The organism is Actinokineospora inagensis DSM 44258, from assembly GCF_000482865.1.
Classification (GTDB): domain Bacteria; phylum Actinomycetota; class Actinomycetes; order Mycobacteriales; family Pseudonocardiaceae; genus Actinokineospora; species Actinokineospora inagensis.
In genome coordinates this window covers 35565-53389 of record NZ_AXWW01000055.1, presented here as the reverse complement: position 1 = coordinate 53389, position 17825 = coordinate 35565, and the positions used below count along the sequence as shown (strand labels likewise).

Annotated in this window: 10 protein-coding genes; 3 read left to right on the top strand and 7 right to left on the bottom strand. The window is 71.4% G+C overall.

The features are described from left to right. A partial coding sequence (dbpB, locus tag H504_RS0120590) for a DGQHR domain-containing protein DpdB (protein ID WP_035305119.1) occupies positions 1–1088 on the top strand: 1088 nt, incomplete at its 5' end. A gap of 9 nt (positions 1089–1097) precedes the next feature. Here the strand turns inward: dbpB and H504_RS36155 are convergent. After that, complete coding sequence (locus H504_RS36155) at positions 1098–1478, bottom strand: hypothetical protein (protein ID WP_051386078.1); 381 nt, start codon at positions 1476–1478, stop codon at positions 1098–1100. A gap of 194 nt (positions 1479–1672) precedes the next feature. Here H504_RS36155 and H504_RS44175 point away from each other — a divergent pair, with 194 nt between their 5' ends. Beyond that, positions 1673–2029 (top strand): sigma factor, encoded by a 357-nt coding sequence (locus H504_RS44175; RefSeq protein WP_483756970.1) that lies wholly within the window; start codon positions 1673–1675, stop codon positions 2027–2029. A gap of 171 nt (positions 2030–2200) precedes the next feature. Here H504_RS44175 and H504_RS40340 read toward each other — a convergent pair whose 3' ends face one another. Continuing rightward, positions 2201–2347: a DUF1059 domain-containing protein gene (locus H504_RS40340; RefSeq protein ID WP_084467948.1), complete on the bottom strand. Its 147-nt coding sequence runs from the start codon at positions 2345–2347 to the stop codon at positions 2201–2203. Between the two features lie 796 nt (positions 2348–3143). Between H504_RS40340 and H504_RS0120575 the strand changes: the two genes are divergently transcribed. Next, positions 3144–3674: a hypothetical protein gene (locus H504_RS0120575; RefSeq protein WP_026424306.1), complete on the top strand. Its 531-nt coding sequence runs from the start codon at positions 3144–3146 to the stop codon at positions 3672–3674. A 268-nt stretch (positions 3675–3942) separates the two neighbouring features. Here the strand turns inward: H504_RS0120575 and amaB are convergent, their stop codons facing one another. The 5 genes from amaB to H504_RS0120550 all read right to left on the bottom strand — a co-directional run bounded on the left by amaB (position 3943) and on the right by H504_RS0120550 (position 17806). Beyond that, positions 3943–5472 (bottom strand): L-piperidine-6-carboxylate dehydrogenase, encoded by a 1530-nt coding sequence (amaB, locus tag H504_RS0120570; protein ID WP_026424305.1) that lies wholly within the window; start codon positions 5470–5472, stop codon positions 3943–3945. Between the two features lie 65 nt (positions 5473–5537). Continuing rightward, positions 5538–6554, bottom strand: a complete 1017-nt coding sequence (locus H504_RS0120565) for a hypothetical protein (RefSeq protein WP_026424304.1) — start codon at positions 6552–6554, stop codon at positions 5538–5540. Positions 6555–6808: 254 nt separating this feature from the next. Continuing rightward, positions 6809–11524, bottom strand: a complete 4716-nt coding sequence (locus tag H504_RS0120560; RefSeq protein ID WP_026424303.1) for a non-ribosomal peptide synthetase — start codon at positions 11522–11524, stop codon at positions 6809–6811. Continuing rightward, a complete protein-coding gene (locus H504_RS36150; RefSeq protein ID WP_035305100.1) occupies positions 11512–16986 on the bottom strand; it encodes a type I polyketide synthase in 5475 nt (1824 codons plus the stop codon). Before H504_RS36150 ends, H504_RS0120560 begins: the two co-directional genes overlap by 13 nt. Further along, a complete protein-coding gene (locus H504_RS0120550) occupies positions 16979–17806 on the bottom strand; it encodes a thioesterase domain-containing protein (protein ID WP_026424302.1) in 828 nt (275 codons plus the stop codon). The genes H504_RS36150 and H504_RS0120550 overlap by 8 nt, the downstream gene beginning before the upstream one ends. Positions 17807–17825: the final 19 nt, after the last annotated feature.

Here is a 17825-nt window from a genome sequence, read left to right as displayed (position 1 = left end):
ACACCCTGCGCCTTCCCGCGTTGGAGGTTCGGCAGGGGCGGCGGCGGATTTACTGCTTCGCCGTGGATGGGAAGAAGTTGCCGGGGTTCGCGGCGGTGTCGCGGGTGCGGCGTGATGAGGGTGAGGAGTTGCAGGGGTATCAGCGGCCGGAGGTGCTTAGTCACATTCGGGCGATTCGCCGGTATCTGGAGTCGGATGGGGCGATGTTGCCGAACGCGATCGTGGTGGCGTTCGACAAGCGGGTGGAGTTCGTGCCCGCGGTGATGCAGGGCGAGTCGGTGGACTACTCGGTGATGGGTGAGTTGGTGATCCCGGTCGACGAGGGTCAGGCGGAGGAGCGCAAGCCGGCGTGGTTGGTGGACGGGCAGCAGCGGAGTGCGGCGATCCGGGACGCGAACATCCGGAAGTTCCCGGTGGCGGTGGTGGGGTTCATCGCGGACACCGAGGACGAGCAGCGATCACAGTTCATCCTGGTCAACTCGACGAAAGCCCTGCCGAAGGGTCTGATCCACGAGCTGTTGCCGGACACGACCGGTCACCTGCCGCCCGCGTACGTGAAGCGGAAGTTGCCCGCGCAGGTGATGACCCGGTTGAACGGGGAGAAGCGCAGCCCGTTCTTCCGGATCATCGCGACGCCGACCGCGCCGGACGGCTACATCAAGGACAACAGCATCCTGAAGATGGTGGAGAACAGCCTGACCGACGGCGCGCTCTACCAGTACCGGGACCCGTCCGACGGGTCCGCTGACGTCCGGCGGATGCTGGACCACCTGATCGAGTTCTGGTCCGTGGTCCGCGACACCTTCCCCGAGGAGTGGGCCAAGCCGCCGCGGCAGTCCCGGCTCACCCACGGCGTCGGGATCCAGTCGTTGGGCTACGTCATGGACAGCCTCACCGACGAGGTCCCCGCCGACCAGGTGCGCTCGGACAACCTGGTCGACGCGATCGAGGGACTTCGGCCGCACGTGGCCTGGACCTCCGGCGCCTGGCGGTTCACCGACGACGAGCGGCGGTGGAACAACCTGCAGAACACACCCAACGACGTGCGGCAACTTACCGAGCACCTGTTGCGCGTGCTGGGGGTGTGAGCCGCTGGGTCAGCCTGCTGGGTCGAGGTCGGGTTTGTTGGGGCCGTCGGTGTTCTCGATCAGCCAGCGCAGGCTCTTCTCCATGCGTTTGCCGTTGAGGTCGATGGTGTCGAGCCGCTTCTCGAGTTTGTTCACGCGGGCGATGAACAACTCGAAGACGGTCGTGCTGTCGTCCATGCTGACCACCGGGTCGTCGACGCCGAGTGGGGGCTCGCCCTTGGAGATGGCCCAGAGGTATTGGGGGTGCAGTTCGAGTGCCACCGACACCGCTTCCAGAGTGCGCGGGCTGCGCTTGCGGACGACGTCACCCTCGCGCAGTTCCCGGATCACCAACTTGGACACCTGGGATTTCTTCACCAGTTGCGCCAGGTTGATGTCCAACTCGGTCATTCGCGTGCTTATCGCCTTGGCAACGGCCTTCCAGGGTTTCTCCACGTATTCCCTCCGGTGTACCAGCCGAGTGGCTGGAAGTGGTTTCGAAGCCCGGGTCTACAAAGCATCTTACGGCGATCCTAAATTTCCCGCAATTAGATATAATTTGACCTATATAGTGGGTCAACTTATACCAGTTGTCCACATAAGCGCTGCTCAGGACCGGTAGCGCATCATGGCGGGGTGGATTCGAGTCGTTCGACGAGGTCGAAGACGTGATGGTGCGGGCGAGGAAGCGCGTGAGTGGCACGACGCGCGCCGGGCCTCGGGTGCGGACCTGGCTGTACCGGATCGCGACCAATGTCTGTCGACGGCTCTGGCGAGCAGGACGCGTCGACACGGCGAGACGATGCAGTCCCTTCGCCCTCGGCGGCGGTGCTCGTGTCGCGGGAGAATTCCCAGTTCAGCGCGGCGAAAGTAGCCGAACAATTGGGGATGACGGTCGCGCCCGCGAACAGCGGCTTGTCGCAAGCCAACCCGGCAATAGCGACGCCATGCCGAAGAAGTAACGTGCCGTGCTAAAGGTGCCGCCGGTCCCGCTGTAGTACCCGGACAACCGCGACTACGCCCAGTCCACACACCGCCGCGCGGGAAGTCCGCGCGCACCAAGGAGAGCCCCGCCAACGGCCAACCCGCGTCCGCCGCCCACGCGCAAGCTCACCGAGCGACAGAACGCCCGATCAGTACGCCATGAACAGGATCTCGTCCCGCGAGTACTCGTGCCCCGGGTGCTTCTCCCGCAGGTGCTCCTGCGTCTTGGCCACCAAGTCGTCCTCGTCGGTCCCGGTGATGTGCTCCCCACACGGGCACGTGATGTTCCGCTTCATCGGTCCTCCCTCGCCGGATCCCCACCACCGACCTTACCGACCGCCCGCGTACCGCCGCACCGCCGACGGTGGATCACTGTGCTCGGGCGCTGTCATCCCCTGCGCCACCAGAGGGACGCCGCAAAGAAGGTCGGCCTCTCGGTTCTGCCCGAGACCCCGAAAGGCCCGCGCATTCCGCAGGCACGATTCGCCTAGAGCGAGTGCCCCCGGCAGGACCCGCAAAACATGGGCAACATCATCACCGGATCCTGGTTGCGGGGGACTTGCACCTCGGAATGGGTGTTTGCGCTGGTCAGGGCGAGGTGGTGGCTGCCTGTTGCAGGGCTGGGAGCATTTCGCTGCGTAGGTGGCGCGGATGGGTGTAGGGACATGGGTCGGGGACCGCCCTGGGGTGCTGTCGCCCTCGGGTGGTCCGTGGGGCGATCACGTGGGCGGTCGCTGACCGCGGCTCCAGGTTCTTCTGGGGGGGGTGCTGTGGGTTCGGGTCGACTTGTGGTGCGGTCCGTGTTGCTCACCGTGGGTGGTGTCCGGGCGCGGGTCACCACGATGTCGCTGAGTCCGACCTGGTGTCCCTCGGCTCGGCGACGGTCCGGGTCCACCGCTCGTCGGTCGCCCTCGCTGCCCAACGGCGTCGGCAACATCGGCGCGCGCCCCGCGCCGCCACGCGAGGAGGAACCTCTACAACGGCACCCCGTCCCGCCTGGTCCAGATCAAGGACACGGTGTCCAACGCCAGCACCAGCTCTTCTACAACCGACCCGGCGAGGACTGCTACGGCGGCGCCACCCCACCGTCGGGTGCGGACACGCTGCCGCCCGCGCAGATGCTGTGCCGCATCGCCTACTGGGACGGCACCACCTCCGGCTCTGGTACAAGCAGGACAGCTGTTCCGGATCGAGGACCCGGGCAGCGAGATCACCGACCACACCTACACCAACGGCATCCTCACCGGCGTCCGCGACCCACTGGCAGCCGACTGGGTCGCCGTCAACCCGGGCGTCCGCGACACCGCCGACACCCACACCGCGATCGGATACGACAACACCGCGGCGGCCAAACCGGTCGCCACCTCGGTCACCAACCCCGCGCCTTCCTCAGGCGCGTCGCGGCCGCAGCATTTCTACCGCTACGACCGCCCCAACCGCATCGCCTACACCGACATCGCAGGCATCACTCCCGCGATCGGGTTCTCCACCAAGGTGACTTGCGACGATGCCGGCGGCCTTCTGGCCACAACCGACGCGACCGGCAAGGTCTCGTCGCAGACGTGGAACGTCAAGGACAAGAAGCTGACCGCCACCGATCCGGCGTCCACGCGGACCGGATAGCCGACGCCCTGCGAACTTGTCGACCTCCGCGTCCGGTTCGGACAAGACCGAAACCCGGTACGTCTGAACCCTGCTAGGCCACCCCACCACAAACCACATGCACCAACACCCGGTGGACACGGCAGGCGAGGTCCACTTCCGCTTCCGCCACCTGACCCCGGCCTCATCTACGGCGCCCGCTGGGAAACCGACGACTGGACCCCACGACGTGAGGGTCCTTGTGCCACCGGTCGGTTGTCACGAGCGGGATCCGCCCGCGGGCAGTTGGTCAGCCGAACGAGACGCCTTGGGCGAGGGGGAGGTCGGATGAGTAGTTCACGGTGCTGGTGGCGCGTCGCATGTAGCCCTTCCAGGCGTCCGAACCGGATTCCCGGCCGCCGCCGGTCTCCTTCTCGCCGCCGAAGGCACCGCCTATCTCCGCACCCGACGGGCCGGTGTTGACGTTGACGATGCCGCAGTCGGAGCCGGTGGCCGACACGAACAGCTCCGCCTCGCGCACGTCCCGGGTGAAGATCGCCGATGACAGGCCCTGGGGCACCGCGTTGTTGAGCTCGATCGCGTCGGCCAGGTCGGTGTAGGTGAGCAGGTAGAGCAGCGGGGAGAAGGTCTCCCGCCGCACCACCGCGGTCTGTTCGGGCATGTCGATCAGCGTGGGCTGGACGTACCAGGCATCGGCCGCGTCGTCGGCGAGCACCCGGTCGCCGCCGTGCAGCAGCCGCCCGCCTTCGGCGACGGCCTGCTCGACGGCGGCCCGGTGCCGTTCGTGTGCCACCGCGTTGATGACCGGCCCGACCAGGGTGCCCTCGTCGAGCGGGGACCCGATGGGCAGGCTCCGGTACGCGGCCACGAGCCGTTCGGCCAGTTCGTCCGCGACGGAAGCGTGGGCGATGACCCGGCGCAGGGTGGTGCACCGCTGGCCCGCGGTGCCCGCTGCGGCGAACACGATGCTGCGCACGGTCAGGTCCAGGTCCGCCGACGGGCACACCACCGCGGCGTTGTTCCCGCCCAGCTCCAGCAGGCAGCGGCCGAACCGGTTCGCTACCCGCCCGGCCACGGCCCGCCCGGTCTCGGTCGACCCGGTGGCGGACACCAATGCCACCCTCGGGTCGTCCACCACGGCCGCGCCGACCTCGGCCGCGCCGAGGGCGAGCACGCCGAGGTCGTCCGGTGCCCCCGCGCGCACGGCGGCCTCCGCGAGCAGCCGGTCGCAGGCGAGCGCGGTGAGCACGGCGTGCTCGGACGGCTTCCACACCACGGTGTTCCCGCAGACGAGCGCGATCGCGGTGTTCCACGACCACACCGCGACCGGGAAGTTGAACGCGCTCAGCACGCCGACGACGCCCAGCGGGTGCCACTGCTCCATCAGCCGGTGCCCCGGCCGCTCCGAGGCGATGATCCGGCCGAAGAGCTGCCGGGACTGGCCGACGGCGAGCTCGCAGATGTCGATCATCTCCTGCACCTCGCCCAAGCCCTCGGCGAGGATCTTTCCGGCCTCGATGCTGACGAGCAGGCCGAGATCGCGCTTGTGCTCGCGCAGCAGTTGCCCCAGTTCCCGCACGACCTGGCCGCGCGCCGGGGCGGGCACCCGGCGCCACTGCTGGAAGGCGTGGTCCGCGCGGCCGACCAGCGCGTCGACGTCCTGGGGCCGGTGCCCGCGCACCCGCCCCAGGATGCCGCCGGTGACCGGGGTCCGGCAGGCGAGGTCGCCACCGGGGTCGAACGGGTCGGGCACGCCGAGGCGCGCCAGCACCCCGGTGGCCAGCGCGGCGACCTCGGGGTGCGTGGGCAGTGCGGTCAACGGGGGCTCCTGTTCGGGTGCTGGGCCGGTCGTCGGTCGGCGGGTCGGGGCCGGTGGTCCGGGGTTCAGCCCAGGGCGCGCTCGGCGTCGCGCACCCACGCCAGGCCCAGCTCGGACATCCGGCCGAACTCGGTGTCGGCCAGCGACCGGTGGATGTGGGCGGCGTCGTCGGCGATGGACTTGCCGGGCAGCTCGATGTCGTCGAGCGCCTTGGTGAACCGCAGGGTGGCCTCCATGCCCTCCAGCTCCACCGCCAAGTCGCGCACCAGCTTGTGCGGGCTGCGCTGCTGCCAGACGTAGGGCTTGCCGTAGTGCACGGCCCAGTCGTGCTCGCGCATCACCCGCTCGGCCAGGTACGAGCACCAGATGTCGTCGAAGCGGCCGTAGGGGGTGAGCATGAGCATCGCGGGCAGCAGCTCCCGCGCGAAGGCGGTGTTCTGCGAGTTGAACGGGCTGTAGCAGGACGGGTTGAGCACGAAGCCCGCGTCCGCGACCGGCGAGGCGGTCAGCGCGGTCGGCTGCTCCACGATCCGGGTCACCGCGTCGATGTCCGGGTCGCCCAGCCACAGGCCTGCGGCGACGCCGACGCGGACACCGGTCGCCGAGCCGATGGCGGGCGGCTCGAACGGGTGCCACAGCTGGTGCGGGAAGCCGCGGTGGTGCACCGAGGGCTGCAGGAAGTAGGCCGCGTCCACCCACCCGTTGGACGCCGAGGCCTGCAGCCCGTCGAAGTTGGACCCGACCAGCCGCTCGAAGTGGGCGAAGTAATCCCGGTCCAGGGCGACGTTGTCGTCGTCGGCGGTCACCACGATGTCCGCGCCCGCTCGCACCGCCTCCAGGAAGCCGATCGACCGGCGGCCGGGGTGGCGCCAGCTGATCAGGTCGCAGGACTCGTAGCCGAGCGCGCGCTGGTCCGCGGCAGAGTAGTACTTGGCGTTGCCGATGGAGTCCAACACCGCGCGGATCTCGTCGTCGGGGGTGTGTTCGTCACCGATCACGAAGAACTGCATGTCGGGCACGATCTCGCGGTACCAGGTCAGCACATTCGGGGGATAGATCGTGGGCATCACGAGTGCGATCAACGAGATCGACCTCCGAATTCAGGGATGGGAGGAAATATGGTCGCGAATTATTCCCAGCGGTTCGAATGTAGTTTCCACCGCCGGTTCCGCACACCGCCATCAGTGTGATCGGGACCTGGTCGCCGAGAGTATCTGAGGTGGTGATCACGTGGTCATGAAGGGTTATCCCGACGTTGGCCGAGTTGTCGGGAAGAATCTCAGGCCGGCCGTGTGGACAAGCATTGTTTGGGGGTCGGGTCGCCGATACGGGAATTTCACCCACCCGGCCCGGTTCGGCGCGATCGAGCTTTTCGGCGCACCGCGGCACGCCTTTCGGTGGCCTCGCGCAGCCCGGAATCGTCGACCGCGGCGGAATCGCGCAGGTAGCTCGCCAGGCCGTGCACGGTTCGGACCGTGTACACGACGTGGGCCGGTACGGCCCGGCCCAGGTCCTGCCTGATGCGTTCGGTGACGGCCAGGACCGTCATGGAGTCGGCGCCGCACGCGAACACGTCGTCGTCGAGTCCGATGGCGGGCAGGCCGAGCAGCTCCGACCAGATCCGGCCCACCTTGTGTTCCAGCTCCGGGCGTTCCCCCGGGGGCTCGGCGCTCGGTTCGGGGAGCAGCGCGGCTCTGTCCAGCTTGCCGTTGGCTGTCATGGGGAACGCCTCGACTACGGCGATCTGGCTGGGGACCGCGTAGTCCGGCAGCAGGCTCGCCAGCCACGAACGGAGTTCCCGGCCGCTCACGCCCCCGGCTTCCACCGCGGCGTGCAGTGTGTTCGCGCCCGCGACGTCCTTGCCGTAGGCGGTGGCGCGGCGCACGGCCGGGTGCCGTTCCAACGCGGCCTCGACCTCGCCAGGTTCGACCCGGAACCCCCGGACCTTGACCTGGCGGTCCATACGGCCGAGGTATTCCAGCGTGCCGTCGGGCAGGAGCCTGCCCAGATCCCCGGTCCGATAGGCGGCTCGGTCGCGGAAGCGAACGAATCGCCCCCGGGTGAGTTCGGCGTCGTTCAGGTAGCCGACCGCGAGTCCCGCGCCGGTCACGAGAATCTCACCGGCGACACCTATCGGCAATGGCCGGCGGCGGGCGTCCACGATGACGGCGCCGGACCCGGTGATGGGTGCGCCGATCGGGACGGACCGCAGCGCGGGCGCGTTCTCGGTCTGCCGGTGGCAGCAGGAGAACGTCGTGTTCTCCGTTGGGCCGTAGCCGTTCAGCAGGGAGGTCCGCGGGATGTGCCTGGCTGCCTCGGCGATGAGCGCCGGTGGCACGGCCTCACCGCCGACCAGGAGGTGCCGCATCCCCGCCAGCCGGGACGGCTCGGCCGCCACGAGCCGCTGGAACAGGGTGACGGTGAAGAAGCCCGCGGTGATCCCGTGCCGCTCGATCGCGCGGCACAGCAGAGTGGGTTCGCGCAGTTCTTCCACCGTGGGCACGACAACGCGACCGCCGTTCGCGAGGGCGCCCCAGATCTCGAACGTCGCCGCGTCGAACGACGAGTTGGACACCAGCATGGTGCGGTCGTCGTGGTCCAGCGGGAAGGTGCTGCTGCGGTGCACGAGGCGAGCCACCGCGCGGTGCGGTACGCCGACCAGCTTGGGTTCGCCGGTGGACCCTGAGGTCGGCATGACGTAGGCGAGTTGCCCGGCGGTCAACCGCGGTGCCTCCGGTGCCGGTCGGTCACCGGGCTGGTCGACGAGCACGGTCGACGTGCCGTGGGGCACGCGGGCCAAGTCCGAGGAGGTGACGCACGCCGTCGCACCGGACCGCCGGATCAGGTCGGCCAGACGCGTCGGCGCGTGTTCGGGAGCGAGGGGAAGATAGGCGGACCCGGCTCGCAGCACGGCGAGCATCGCCACGGGCAGGTCCGCCGACTTGGCCAGCACGATCGCGACCACGGGTCCGGCGGGCAGCCTCGCCCGGATCTCCTCGGCTCGCCGGTCGAGCTCGGCATAGCTGACCAGGCGGTCGCCGTCCTGCACGGCCACCGCGTCGGGGCGGGTTCGGACCTGGTGCGCCACGAGGTCGACGACGGTGCTGTGGTCGACCTCCCGCCCGTCCGCCGTGGTCGAGATCAACGCCGCTTCGGCCGCGGCGAGCACGGGTGCGTCCGCCAGTGGTCGGTCGGGTCGCGCCACGACCGCGGCGAGGAACGCTTCGAACGCCTCGGCGGTCCACTCCGCCGTCCCGGGCAGTGTTCTCGCGGTGTCCCAGACCCAGGTCAGCACGCCATTATCGGCGAGGAACACGGCCAGGTCGTGGAGCGAGTTGAGCGGGATCCGCGGCCAGGACCGCGGTCCGCGCGCGGCCTCCTGGGCCAGCACGACGCGGGCGGGCGCGACGCCGTCGCCCGCCGGGCGCGGCAGCATCGCGACGATGTCCTCGAACGGGAGGTCGCCGTGCGCGAGGGACTCCCGCGTCAGATCCACCACGCCTGCCAGGTACCGCACGAACGACAGCCCGTCGTCTGGCTCGACGTCCCGCACCGGTACGAGGTTGACGAAGTGCCCGATCGCGTCCGGGCACCCGGCGGACTGCCGTTGGGACACCGCGATCGACACCACGTTGTCCGCCGCGTCGCACCGCGCCCGCAGGAACGCTTTCAACGCCGCGAGTACCACCACGAACGGCGTGGTGCGCTCCGCTCGAGCCAGTGCCGCCACGAGTGCCCGGGTGGTGTCCGGGAGCGTCCGCGCCAGGCGCCGACGCCCCTCGGCGGGAGTCCGTTCCAGTGGTTCCGGCAGCGGCCGGACGTCGGCTAGTCCACTGAGGACCTGCGCCCAGTACGCGCGCGCCACCGCCGCGCGTTCCAGGGTCGGCCGCGTGATTACCGACGCCGCTCCCGCCACGGCGGCCCCCGGCCCGTCCGCCAGGAGGTCCCGTTCCAGGACCGCTGCGGACTCGCCGTCGAACACCAGGTGGTCCGCGGCGAACACCAGCGCGGTGAAGTCCGGCCCCACCAGCAGTTCCGCCGTCCACGCCCGGACCGCCACGTCGAACCGGTGTCCGAGCAGGTCCCGCAACCGCCGGTCCACGTCGCTCCGTTCGGTCACCGGGGCCACGGGCAGGTCGAGCGGCCGCGGCGGGGCGACGAGCTGTTCGACACCCGCACCGGTCCCGTGGAACGTGGTCCGCAACGCCTCGTGCCGCGCGACCACGGCCGTCAGCGCTCGGCGGACTCGTTCCGGATCCACCTCGCCCAGGTCGATCGCGTGCACCACCGTGGACGAGGCGTCGTCAGGTCGCAACCGCCGCCACGCCCACAGACCCTCCTGCGCGCGGGACGCGGGGTAGCGCCCGGGCTCCGCAGGAGTGGACACCCGCAGGAGCAACGGTTCGAGGGCGCAGAACCCACGCACCGTCCGCGCTTGGAGCACGGCGGTCGCGGGCACGAGCGAGCTGTCATCGGTGAGCCGCGCCGCGATCCGAACCGCGTCCAGGGAGGTGCCGCCGAGCATGTGGAAGTCGTCGTCCAGCCCGACCTCCGCGACGCCGAGCACCGCCGCCCACGCCTCCGCGACGCGGCGCTGGTCGTCGGTCGCCGCGGGCACGAACCCCGAAGCGTCCGCCTGCCGCCGCCGGTCGGCAGCCAGCAACGCCATCGTGTCGACTTTTCCGTTGGCGGTCAGCGGAAAGGATGAGACAGCGATCACCCGTGACGGCGCGAGGTACGCGGGCAGTCGCGCCGCGAGGTGCTCGTGGACGGTGGAACCCGACGTGCCGAGGACCTCGACCGCCGCGATCAGGCGGAGCGCACCCGGATCACCGGTGACGAGCACCAGGCCACGCCGCACGCCCGGCACCGCGACGAGCGCGGCCTCCACGTCGCCGATCTCCACCCGGAACCCGTTGATCTTCACCTGGCCGTCCCGGCGCCCGGCGAACTCGAGCGCGCCGTCCGGCCGCAGCCGCGCATAGTCACCCGTGCGGTAGGCGCGCCTGCCCCGCACGTCCTGGAACCCGCCGCCTGCCGCGCCGAGGTAACCGCGGGCCAGGCAGGCGCCGAAGACGACGATCTCGCCCAGTTCCCCGGGTGGGACGGGTTCCAGCCGGTCGTCCAGCAGTTCGACCTCCGAACCGAGCACCGGCCCGCCGATCGGCGTGCGCCGATTGGGCTCCGTGACCGCGTCGAGCAGGTGCAGCGTCGCGGTGATGGTCGCCTCGGTCGGGCCGTAGCCGTTGACCACGCGCAGGCCGGGGACCGCGTTGCGGAACCGGTCCAAGAGCCCCTGCGGGATGGGCTCCACACCGACGAGCACGCGGTCCAGCACCACGCGCCCGGTCCGGTCCCGTTCCGCCGCGGCTACCACGGACCCCAGCAGGCCGGGCGGCACATAGGCGCTCGTCACGCTCGACGCTACGACGAACCGCCACAGCGCCTCCCCGTCGCGCAGCGCCTCGGCGCCGGGGACGTGCAGTTCGCCACCCCGGGTGAGCACCGAGAAGATCTCCCACACCGACACGTCGAACCCGCACGGCGCGACCAGGGAACCGGCCAGCCGGTCGCCCGGGGGTGCGAGGATGTCGTACGACCGCAGCATGTTCAACACGCTGCCGTGCTCGACCATCACCCCTTTGGGCGTGCCGGTCGAACCGGAAGTGAAGATGACGTACGCCAGGTCGTCGGGGCGGCCGGGGAACGGCGCTGTGGGCACGCCGTCCGGGGTTCGCGCCACGACGAGCACCCGGTCCGGCGCGAGGGCGTCGAGGACCACCTCGCGCCGCGCCGCCGGCAGGTCCGGGTCCAGGACGCAGTAGGCGGCACCCACATGGAGCGCGGCGAGAAGCGCGATGACGGTGTCCGCGGTCCGTTCGCCGACCACGGCCACACGACCGCCCGGTCCCACACCGCCGCGTGCGAGGTCCGCCGCGACGGCCGAAACCCGGGCACGCAGCTGACCGTACGTCCAGCGGCGTCCCGCACCGTCGGCCAGCGCCGCGCGGTCGTCCGCGTGGGACAGGACGGCGTCGATCAAGGTGCCCATGGGGTGTCCTCCGCCGCACCTGCCCGGTTCCACCGGCGAGCGAACCGCTCCGCGGCGGCCGGGGCGTCTGGAGCGTCGAGCGCCGCCTCCACCCCGACCTTGGCCAGGGTGCGCAGGAAGTCCTCGACGTACGCCACCCAACGCTCCACTGTGGACTTCCGGTAGCGGTCGGCCGCGTAGAGCACGTGCAGCAGCAGGCCGTCCGCGCGGGGCAGTAACTCGATCGCGAACGGGAACTTCGACGTCGTCGGGAGCGGCACGTCGATCGCGGGCAGGCCGTCCGCGTCCTCGGTGGCGAACATGGTCGCGATGACCGAGAAGAGCGCGCCGCGTCCCGCCGCTCGAGCCACGTCCAGGTGGGGCACCTCCGCGTGGCCCAGCGCTTCGGCGAACCTCGCCCGCACGCCCGCGAGCGCGTCGCCGAGCGTCGTGGCGGCCGTGCCGTCGGGTCGTTCGGTCGGCCGCAGCCGCAGCACGACCGGGTCCACGAACATGCCTACGACGTCCTCGAACTCGACCCGTGCCCGGTTGGCGAGATTCGTGCCGACGACGACGTCCCGCTCACCGGACCACCGCGCCAGCGCCAGCGCCAGCCCGGTCAACCCCGCCGTGTACAGCGTGACGCCCTCCGCCCGCAGCACCTCGCGCAGCCGGTCGGTCACATCACCCGGTACCAACCGGTGCAGCAGGCCCACCGTGCCCGGCGCGGCGGTCACGCCCTCGTCGGCAGGCGGTTCGGTCGGCCGAGCACCTGCCAACCCCGTGCGCCAGAACTCCAGGTGTCGTGGATAGTCCGCGGCCGAACGGACCTCGTGCTCCCAGCGCACGAACTCGTGGTAGCCCCCACTCGGCGGCTCCAGCGCGCCCGCCAGCGCGCGCCGGAGGTCGTCGCGGATGATCCGCGCCGACCAGGCGTCCATCGAGATGTGGTGGAACACGAACAGCACGCGGACACCGCCGCCGCCGACGTGCCCCAACAGGACCCGCCCCGCCGCCCGTTCCAGGTCGAACACCCGGTCCACGCACGCGCGCGCCGCGGTCTGGAACGCCTCGTCCGGGGCGCCGGTCAGCTCGACCCGGTCGACCTCGACCTCGTCGGCGTTGAGGACGATCCGCCGCGGCGTGCCGTCGGCCGTGCTCCGGTAGGTGGACCGCAGGAGTTCGTGCTTCGCGAGCACGGCACGCACGGCGCGTTCGGCGTCGTCGACCGTTCCCGGCAGCCGCCAGCCGAACGGCACGTTGTAGGTCGGGAGGTCGGGTTCCAACTGCGCGAGGTACCACAGGCGCTGCTGGACGCTGGACAGTTCGCCGGGCTCCACCGCGGGCACGTCCGGACCGCCGCGCACCGCGTCGTCCGCGCGGTCGCGGTCGGCGAGTCCGATGATGTCGGACAGGGACCGCGCGGCGAGGATCGCACCTAGGGACACCTCCGGCCCGAGCACCGGCCGCAGGCGCGCCGCGATCTGCATCATCTGCAGCGAGTCGATGCCCAGCCCGGCGAGCCTGCGCGTCGAGTCCGTGATCCGGTGCCCCGTCACGCGCTCGATCGTGTCCAGGACGGCGTTCCGCGTCGGCGACGCCCCGTCCGGCGCCACCGCGGTGCGTGCGGCGTCGGCCACCGCGGCGAGATCGGCCAGCACGGCCGCCCGGCGCCGCTCGACGTCCCCCGCGACGGCGAACACCACGGGCTCGTCGCAGCGCAGCACCTGGCGTAGCAGACCGGCGCCGTCGGAGGAGCCCAGGGCGTCCTCGGTCGTGGCACCGGAAGCCGTCCAGCTGTCCCACACGACGGACAGCCACGGTCGGATCCCGGTCGACATCCGAGACGCGAGCGCGTCCAGGTAGGCGTTCGCGCTCACGTAAGGTCCGAACCGCAGCGCCCCGATCAGCGTGGAGATGGACGAGAACAACACGACAAAGTCGTGGTCCCGGTCGCGGAGCGCGGTGGCGAGGTTCGCCGCGGTGCGCACCTTGGCGTCGACGACCACCGACGCGCCGGGAGGATCGACGTCGGCCAGCAGCGGGAACTGGTCGACCGCGGTGTGCGCGGCCAGGTGGAAGACGCCGTCCACCCGACCGTGCCGGTGGGTCAGCTCGTCCAGCAGCGCGGTCAGCGCCGCCGGGTCGCTCGAGTCGAGGCGGCGTTCGACGACCGCGAGACCTCGGCCACGGGCCTGGTCGAGCAGAGCCCGTTCGGCCTCCGGGCGCGGTCGATCGGGACTCCGCCCGGTGAGCACCACCTCGGCGCGGACCTCGGCCGCGATCGCGGCCGCCACCACCGGTCCGAGTCTGCCGGTGCCGCCGAGCACCAGGTAGACGCCGCCATCGCGCAGTCGCGTGGGCGCGGTCGAGTGGATCGGCTCGTGGTACCGGCGGTACCGCACGCCGTCGCGGTAGGCGACGTCACGGTCCTCGTCGGCGCCCAGCTCGGTGACCAGCGCGCTCACGTCGTCCGTTTGGAGGTCGACCAGCGCGGTGGTGAGGCGGGGCCACTCGTGCGGCGCGCACCGCACGAGGCCGACGACGGCGGCGAGCCGCGGATCGGCCTGTTCACCGGGCAGTACCGGGAACAGGCCGCGGGTCACCGCGATGAACCGGGACGGGGCGAGCAGGCGGACCGCGTCGAGCGGACCGAACAGGCCTGCGTCCAGCCAGGAAGTCGGCTCGTCGGGTCCCCCGTCCACCAGGGTCAGATCCATCAGCACGGCCCCGGCCTCCGGCGTGGGCGCGTCCGGGCGCAGCCGGTCTACCCGCACGTCGTGCCGGATCAGCTCGGCTTCGAGCGCCGGTGCCAGGCCGCCGTCGCCACCGCGCAGCACGACGTGCCGTGGGAGTCCGCCCGCGGTGGGCTGAGCGGGCCGCCACGAGGGCCGGGCCAGGGTCCTGCCCGCGGGCAGGCCCTCCAGCGAGGGAACGGTCGGCAGGGCGTGGTTCCAGAAGCGGCGGCGGCGAAACGGGTACGGGGCGAGGCTCGCGAACTCGACGCCCGCCGTGCCGTTGGCCTCGTCCCAGCGTACCGGCGTGCCTTGGCTCCACAGCGCCCCGAGCCCGCCCAGGAACGCGACCAGTGCCTCGTCTCCCGGCAGACCACCCAGGGTCACCGCCTGCCCGGTGGCCGCCACGGCCCGCGCGGCGAGCTTGGTCAGGGCCGCGCCCGGTGACGCCTCGACCATCCGGTGGTAGCCGGACCGCGCGAGCGCCTCGAACGCCTGCCGCATGAGGAACGGGCGGCACAGGTGGCGCACCCAGTGTTCCGAACCGGCGAGCTGGTCCGGCGTGACCCAGTCACCAGTGAGGGACGACACGATGGGCAGTCCCGTCGACCGGTTCAGGCTCGTCGAGGCCAGCACCTCGCGCAGTCCGTCGGCGGCCGAGCTCATCATCGAGCCGTGCGGGGCGATGCGGCCGGGCAGCACGCGCGTCTCCACACCCCGCGCGGCCAGCACCTCGACCTGCCGCTCGATCGCGTCCGGGGTGCCGCTGACGAGGACGCGGTCGATGGCGTTGTCCCCGGCCAACTCGATCCCGGGCGCCAAAAGCCCGGTGATCTGCTCGGCGCCGCAGTACACGGCCATCATGCGGCCCTCTGGCGTGGCGCGCATCAACCGGTCCCGCGCACCGAGCACGGACATCAGCTCCGCGCGGCCGAACACGCCCGTGAGGTACGCCGCCGCGTACTCGCCGATGCTGCTCCCGCAATACGCCGAGGGGGTCGCGCCCAGGTGCTCGGCGAGCCGCGCGAGAGCGACCTGCACGGCCACCAGCGACGGCTGGTACGCCAGCCCCCGGTACTTCTCCGGACCGCCGCTCACCCCGTCGAGCAGGTCGTCCACCGACATCCGGTGGGCGTCCGCGAAGGCCTCGATCTCCCGCCGGAAGACCGCGTACCGGTCCAGCAGTTCGCGGGGGTCGTACCGGACTGCGACCCCCTGGCCGGCGAACAGGAACGCCAGCGACCCCGATCCCGGGCTCTGGGTCAACAGGGGTTCCCGCAGCTGGCGGGCCGCTTCCTCGCCGTCCCGGGCCACGACGACGGCCCGCGTCCCAAGATCGCGGCGCCCCGCGCCCAGCGTGCGCGCAACACCCGCGAACGCCGCTTGAACACGGTCCGCGAGGCCGGTGGCGAGCTCGGCCACCGCGGTGGCGTCGTGTGCCGACAGGGGCAACGCGAACGGTCCCACGGCGTTCACGCGAGTCCGCGTCTCCCGGTACTCCTCGACCACGACGTGCGCGTTGGTCCCGCCGACACCGAACGCGCTGACGCCAGCGCGCCGCGGGCCGTCCGACGGCCACGCGGTGTCCGCGACGCCGGGTATGCGGAACGGTGATCCCGCGAGCGCCACCTGCGGGTTCGGCGTCCGGAACCCGAGCAGCGGCGGCACGACCCCGTCCCGCACCACGTGCACGGCCTTCACCAGCGCCGCGATGCCCGCGGCCCGGTCCAGGTGACCGAAGTTGGCCTTGAGCGACCCGAGCGCGCAGAACGCCTCCCGGTCGGTGAACGCCCGGAAGGCGCGGGACGCCGCGGCGAACTCGATCGGGTCGCCCAACCGCGTCCCGGTCCCGTGCGCCTCCAGGTACCCGATGGTCCCGGCGTCGACGCCCGCGTCGGCCAGCGCCGACGCGATCGCTTCGGTCTGCCCGCGTGGGGCGGGCGCCATGAAGCTGGACTTGTCCCGGCCGTCGTTGTTGACCGCCGTGCCCCGGATGACCCCGTGCACCCGCCGCCCACCCGCCAGCGCGTCACCGAGCCGTTGGAGCACGACGACCGCCGCTCCGTTGCCGGGTACGGCCCCCCGCGCCGCGGCGTCGAACGGCAGCAGCACGCCGTCCGGAGAGCTGATCATGCCTTCCTGGTGGACGTACCCGAGGTGCTGGTCGGGATCGATCGACACACCACCGGCGAGGGCCGCGTCGCTGGTGCCCGCGCGCAAGCTCTGCACGGCGAGGTGGACGGCGACCAGTGACGACGAACACGCCGTCTGGACGTTGACCGCCTCACCGCGCAGGTCCAGCAGGTAGCTCACCCTGGTCGCCAGGTAGTCCGGCGCGTTGGCGATCATCTGCTGGTACCGCGCGTTCAGGTCGTCGCGCGCGCCGGGCACAGGTGCGTACCGGCTCGGTGCGGCGGCGGCGTAGACCGACACCAGGTCGTCGCGGATCGCCGCGTCGTCCAGCGCCAGCCAGCACACCTCGAGGAACACCCGGTGCTGCGGGTCGAGCAGTTCCGCCTCGGCCGGGGTGACGCCGAAAGCGTTGGCGTCGAACAGGTCCGGATCCGACAGCAGGCCGCCCGCGAGCACCTGCCCGGCACCGCGCCTCGGTCCGTCCCAAGTGGACACCTTCGAGGTGCCCGCCACGCACGCCCGCCAGAACCCGGTGACGTCACTGGCCCCCGGGAAGCGACCCGCCATGCCGACCACCGCGATGTCGAGGTCGGGGTCGTAGCCGCGGTCAGTCACGCGAATCACTCCACTTCCTGCTGGTGACCGGCACGCGGGCGAGCAGCCGGTTCAGCAGCGCCGCGAGGTGCGGCGCGTTCTTCCCCGACATGAGGTCGTAGTGGGTGCCCGGCGTCCAGTGGGTGTCCACCGGGCCGCCGAGCACCGCCGACCAGCCGAGGTCGGTGGGGGCGTCGTGCCAGCCGGGTTCGTCGCGCGCCCGGACCAGCACCACGGGGGTGCGCACGGCAGGCACCCGCCAAGGCCGCCTGCCTGCCGCGACGTGCCACTCGAAGACCTCGACGAAGGGCCGCAGGTCCGCGACCTCGATGCTGTCGTTGGCGTGCGTCGCGCGCAGCAGGTGCGCCACCAGCTCGAGAGCTTGTTCGCGGTCGAGGTCGTCGCCGTCGAGGTCACTTCCGCCGATCGAGTCCGGGTCGAGTTCGAACAGCCCCGCGAGCCGCCGGACCGATGTCTCCGCCCGCGGTGCGAGCAGGTCCGGCCTGCCGGAGTCGATCAACACCACGTGTGCCACCTCGGCGCCGTCGGCCTCGGCCGCCTCGGCCATCCGCAACGCCACCGGCCCGCCGAACGACCAGCCCGCGAGCACAAGCGGCCCCGGCGCGCACGCCCGCAGCTGGTTCCAGTACTCGGTGCCGAGCGCGGCGATCGAGCACAGGTCCGCCGGACCTGGTTCCAGGTTCTCGAAGGCGTACACCGGGCCCGGTCCGGTCAGGTGTTGGACCAGCCTGCGGAACCCGGTGGCCAAGCCGCTGGACGGGTGGGCGAACGCGACGGTCGGCCCGCCGCCGCCGCGCAGCGGCACGAGGTTGTCGTGCATGAAGTCCCCCCATGGTGAT